This window comes from Anaerotignum sp. (assembly GCF_045122575.1).
Taxonomy (GTDB): domain Bacteria; phylum Bacillota; class Clostridia; order Lachnospirales; family Anaerotignaceae; genus Anaerotignum_A.
In genome coordinates, this window is the sequence record NZ_JBGVHV010000126.1 from 1 (window position 1) to 5,254 (window position 5,254).

The 5,254-nt window shown below is 45.9% G+C and carries 4 protein-coding genes and 1 tRNA gene; 2 read left to right on the top strand and 3 right to left on the bottom strand.

Features of this window, described 5'->3' with window-relative positions; genetic code table 11:
- Nucleotides 1-1,049, bottom strand: a 1,049-nt coding sequence (locus ACJMLT_RS06405; protein ID WP_405728271.1) for an ATP-dependent helicase, incomplete at its 3' end; no start/stop codon positions are given.
- 229 nt (nt 1,050-1,278) lie between these two features.
- Here ACJMLT_RS06405 and ACJMLT_RS06410 point away from each other — a divergent pair.
- Together ACJMLT_RS06410 and ACJMLT_RS06415 are read left to right on the top strand one after the other, a co-directional pair.
- The gene (locus ACJMLT_RS06410; RefSeq protein WP_405728274.1) at nt 1,279-2,583 is read left to right on the top strand and encodes a glycosyltransferase family 4 protein; all 1,305 of its coding nucleotides are present in this window, start codon (nt 1,279-1,281) and stop codon (nt 2,581-2,583) included.
- Between the two features lie 112 nt (nt 2,584-2,695).
- Nucleotides 2,696-2,769: transfer RNA gene (locus ACJMLT_RS06415), tRNA-Arg, on the top strand.
- A 248-nt stretch (nt 2,770-3,017) separates the two neighbouring features.
- On the opposite strand, the gene ACJMLT_RS06420 is transcribed toward ACJMLT_RS06415, so the two are convergent.
- Entirely contained in the window at nt 3,018-4,412 is a 1,395-nt protein-coding gene (locus ACJMLT_RS06420; RefSeq protein WP_405728277.1) for an alanine/glycine:cation symporter family protein, read from the bottom strand.
- Nucleotides 4,413-4,939: 527 nt separating this feature from the next.
- Nucleotides 4,940-5,254: alanine:cation symporter family protein (locus ACJMLT_RS06425; protein WP_405728280.1), on the bottom strand; the 315-nt coding region annotated here is incomplete at its 5' end.

Below are 5,254 nucleotides of genomic sequence, written 5' to 3' on the forward strand. Positions count from 1 at the left end.
CCCTGCAGATTGGTTCGATAGATCACCGCAATCTCCGTCAACGGCACCCCCTCATCCAGAAGTCCTGCGATTTTTTCCGCAACACAGGCCGCTTCGGCAGCCGTATCCTCTGCCAGAAAAAAGGTTATCTTATCCCCCTCTGTGCCGGTTCCTTTCATGTCCTTGCTGAAACGCACTTCATTATTGCCGATAACCCGTTCCGCCAGAGAAATGACCCGATCCGTAGAACGGTAATTCGTATTCAGGATCACCTTTTTTGCTGCAGGATAGATCGTCGGAAAATGCAGCAGAAAATCCGGTCTTGCCCCGCGGAAGGCATAAATGCTCTGGTCATCATCCCCCACCACGAACAGGTTCTGATGCCCCTCCGCCAAGATCTGCAGGCAGGCAAACTGTGCCTGATTTACATCCTGAAACTCATCCACCAGAATAAATTTATATTTATTCTGCCAGAAGGTGCGTACCTTTTCGTCCTCCTTCAGCAGCTGATAGCACAAGGTCAGCATATCATCAAAATCGATTTTTTCATGGCGTTCCTTATATCTTTCATAAGAATGGAACAGCTTCCGAAATTCTTCCACAGCCATGCCAACGGGTTCAAATTGATGGATCGTTTCCAGTTCGCTGTTCATCAGAGAAAGTTGGGAAAAGAAGACCGAAATATATTCCTCCAGATCGGGGATATCCCATTTCATTTCTTCCAGAATTTCCCGCAGAACATTCCGTCTTTCTTCCTCCTGAAAGACCCGTGCCACATCCCAGCCGTATCTGCTGCGCAGGATACGAAAAAAGATGCTGTGAAACGTACCGAAGGCTACCCCTTCCGCGCCCCGTGCCTTACGGAAACGCTCCCGCATTTCCTCTGCCGCCGTTTTGGAAAAAGTCAGAGCCAATATCTGAGCGGGTCTTGCCAGCCCTCTTTCCAGAAGTCGAAGGATGCGGCAAAGCAATACTGTTGTTTTTCCGCTTCCGGGTCCTGCCAGCACCAGCATCGGCCCCATTTCATGGCAGACCGCCAGTCTCTGGTTTCCATTCAGTTTCTTGCTCATTTTGCGCCTCCTTCCTTTTTCTTTAAAAAAATAGTATATCATAAATTCGCAAAAAAGGGCAGAAAAATGCTTTTCTTGTCCCATCTTCAAATATTCTTAAAAAATTCATAACATCATTTTAATTGTAAAAGTCAACAATCTGTATTAGAATGTTAAAATATATTTCAAGGCAACAAAGTGCTAACACTGTTTTTCATCCATAAAACTATGGAAATCACAGGAGGTCATTATGAATATCGGCATTTTTTCCGACACTTATTTCCCTCAGCTCAACGGCGTGGCCACTTCCATCCGAACACTGGCTTCCGCTTTAGAGGAAAGGGGACATCAGGTATATATTTTCACTCCATCCGACCCTCGCTGCAGCGCGGACTATGATGATCTGCAGGTATATCGCGTGCCCAGCGTTCCCGTGCATTTCGTACAGGATTACCGCGCCGGCTATGTTTTTTCCCCTTTTCTGGCGAAAAAAATCGTCGATCTGAATCTGGATATCATCCATACCCAAACCGAATTCTGTCTGGGTGCCTTAGGCAGATTCATTTCCACCACGCAGGGCATCCCTCTGGTACATACCTATCACACTATGTATGAAGATTATGTACATTATATCGGCGGCGGGCATATCATCTCCAAGGAAATGGCAAGAGGCTTCAGCGGCATTTACTGCAACACCGCTACTGCCGTGATCGCTCCCACCCGCAAAACAGAACAGCTTTTGAAAAGTTATGGCGTGATCAAGCCCATCTCCATCATTCCTACCGGCATCAACACTTCCAATTTCCGCAAGGACAAATTCAGCCCCGAAGAAATTCTGGAACTGCGAAATTCTCTTGGCCTGCAGGCAGATACCCCGGTGATCATTTCCATCGGCCGTCTTGCCAAGGAAAAGAGCATCGATGTTGTGATCGGCGCCCTGCCAAAACTGATCGAAAAACTGCCCGATCTGAAAATGGTCATCGTCGGCGAAGGCAATGAAACAGAAAACCTGAGCAATTTTGCGGAATCTATCGGTGTCAGAGAACATATTATTTTCACCGGTGGAAAACCGTGGAAAGAAATCGGGAAATATTATCAGCTGGGCAATGTTTTCTGCAGCGCTTCCGTTTCCGAAACACAGGGGCTGACCTTCGCAGAAGCCATGGCAGCCGGCATACCCGTCGTTGCGAAAAAAGACGAATGCATCGAAAACATCATCGACAACAACATGACCGGTCTGCTTTTCGAATCCAGTGAAGATCTGCCCGATCTTCTGTATCGTGTACTGACAGATAAGTCCCTTTCCGACCGACTTTCCAAAGCCTCTGTAGAAGCCATGAAAGCCCTTTCGGTAGAATCCTTTGTCGACAGCGTTGAACATCTCTATCAGGATATTCTGGACAGCGGAGAACGCCCCAGAAAGATCGTCGCTCCGGCTCTCCCTCTGGTCATGGGAGTAAAAGCAGTAAAAGGGATCACCAGGATCCCCCGCAAACTGGTACGCCATTCCCACCAGAAAGCAGCAGAACTGCTCTCCTCCGCCAAAGAAAAATGATCGCAAAAAGTTCGTGTATTCCCTATGCACGAACTTTTTTAATTTTTATAAAAAAAAGTTGTTGACAAATCGTTTGACTTACTGTATTATAAATTTTGTTCGAAACGAATATGTGAGTGTAGCTCAGCTGGATAGAGCGTCTGACTACGGATCAGAAGGTCGCGTGTTCGAATCATGTCACTCACATCTAAACCGCAAACCAAATGGTTTGCGGTTTTTGTTTTACCGCGGAGAAAGCTAATAAGAAAAAAAGCACAGATCTTGTTTACAAGGATCTGTGCTTTCTTTTTTTGTTATTGATTTGCGAAGCAACCGCATTCGTAAGCAAGGCACTTGCTTACGAATGTCAGCTTCTTTGCATAATGTTTTCTTTTCCATCAAAAAAGGCGGCATTTCTGCCGCCTTCATTTTCGTGGGAAAATGATATGGATCGATTATTTATCCAGCTGAGGAGCTTCGTCGTCCATCCATTTCATCAGACCGCCCCATTCAGCGTCTTTATCCCAAACATATTTCTTTGTTTCGGATGCGATTACGCCGGACAGACCCAGCAGCGCTACCAAGTTGGGGATGATCATACATGCGTTCAGCATATCTGCTACGTTCCATACTACTTCCAGAGCAGCTACGCAGCCTACGAATACTACTGCTGTCCAAGCCAGACGGTAAGGTTTCAGCGCTTTAACGCCTACCAGGTAAACCCATGCTTTTTCACCATATACGGACCAACCCAGGATTGTGGACCATGCGAATGTCAACAGACCGAATGTCAGAGCTGCGGGACCTACTACGGGGATTGTTGCAAATGCCTGTGTTGTCAGGTTTGCACCAACCAGACCTTCCATACCAGCGGGGTCTTTGATCATGGAGGATACCAGAACCAGACCTGTCATCAGACATACAACGATTGTATCCCAGAATACACCGGACATAGAGATCAGAGCCTGTCTTGCAGGGTTTCTTGTAGCAGCACATGCGTCTACGATAGGAGCGGAACCCAGACCGGATTCATTTGTGAACAGACCACGGGATACGCCGGCACGGATACAAGCACCGATTGTAGCACCAACGAAACCGCCGCCTACAGCCTGAGGGTTGAATGCGCCTTTGATAATTACGGAGAATGCTTCGCCCATGTAAGGAGCGTTGATTACACAGATAACTGCGCAACCCAGAATGTAACCACCAGCCATAATGGGGATCAGTTTTTCACAAACTTTAGAGATGGACTGTACGCCGCCCAGAATTACCAGACCTGTCAGAACTGTCAGAACTGCAGCTGTAGCTACTTTGGGGATACCAAATGTGTTCAGACAAGATTCTGCGATAGAGTTACCCTGTACCATGTTACCCAGACCGAAGCCTGCGAAACCTGTGAATACAGCGAACAGAACGCCCAGCCATTTCTGACCCAGACCTCTTTCCAGAGCGTACATGGGACCACCAATGTAGGAGCCGTCTTTTGCTCTTACACGGAATTTAACAGCCAGCAGACCTTCGGAGTATTTTGTTGCCATACCCAGCAGACCTGTCATCCACATCCAGAATACAGCACCGGGGCCGCCTGTACCGATCGCTGTAGCAACACCTACGATGTTACCTGTACCGATTGTAGCAGCCAAAGCTGTTGCCAGAGCAGCAAAACCACCGATATCACCGGATGCTTCCTTATCGGGTGTTACGGACAGTTTGATACCTGTGAATGTTTTTCTCTGAATGATACCTGTTCTCAGAGACAGATAGATGTGTGTACCAACCAGAGCTACCAGCATGATGGGACCCCACAGGATGCCATTTGCCGCTGTTACAAAATTGTTAAACGCTTCCATTTTATAATTCCCTCCCAATTTAATGGATCATATAATTACGCGGCAGAATCAAAATCATTTCCCTGCAAGAAAATATTTTTCATGCAAGCGAAACTCTCTACTCTGTCCCCACGAAAAACAGAAAAGAGAAATATCTTCTTTTCAGGAGCTTGATCTCAACTCAAATACCTCCTATTATTTTACATTTTTTCCATGAAAAAACAAGCACTTTTTTCCATTTATTTCCTATTGGTAAATCCACCTTTGTTAGAATTGAACAAATCCAATCTCATTTCCTTTCTTTTCCTTTATATTTTTTAACGTCTGCTTTCTGTTTTTTTATCCACTCTTAATCCACCATTTTAAACGAAATATTAAAATCCAAAAACTCTATTTTGCAACAGAAAACACAAAAACCACTGAAATTTTAACCATTTTTCTGCGTTCTTTTCCTTTTTTAGCCCACTCGCCTTTCCCATAAAAAAAGGCGGCATTTCTGCCGCCCATTTTATCGTGGGTAATTTGATTCTTATGTGAGAAAGGATAGATTATTTGTCGATCTGAGGAGCAACGTCGTCCATCCATTTCATCAGACCGCCCCATTCAGCGTCTTTATCATCAACGTATTTCTTCGTTTCAGATGCGATAACGCCAGACAGACCGATCAGAGCAACCATGTTAGGGAATGCCATACAAGCATTCAGAGTATCAGCTACGTTCCAAACTACGTCCAGAGCAGCTACCCAACCTACGAATACAACCAGTGTCCATGCAACACGGAAAGGCATGATGGATTTAACACCTACCAGGTAAACCCATGCACGTTCGCCGTAGTAAGACCAACCCAGGATTGTGGACCATGC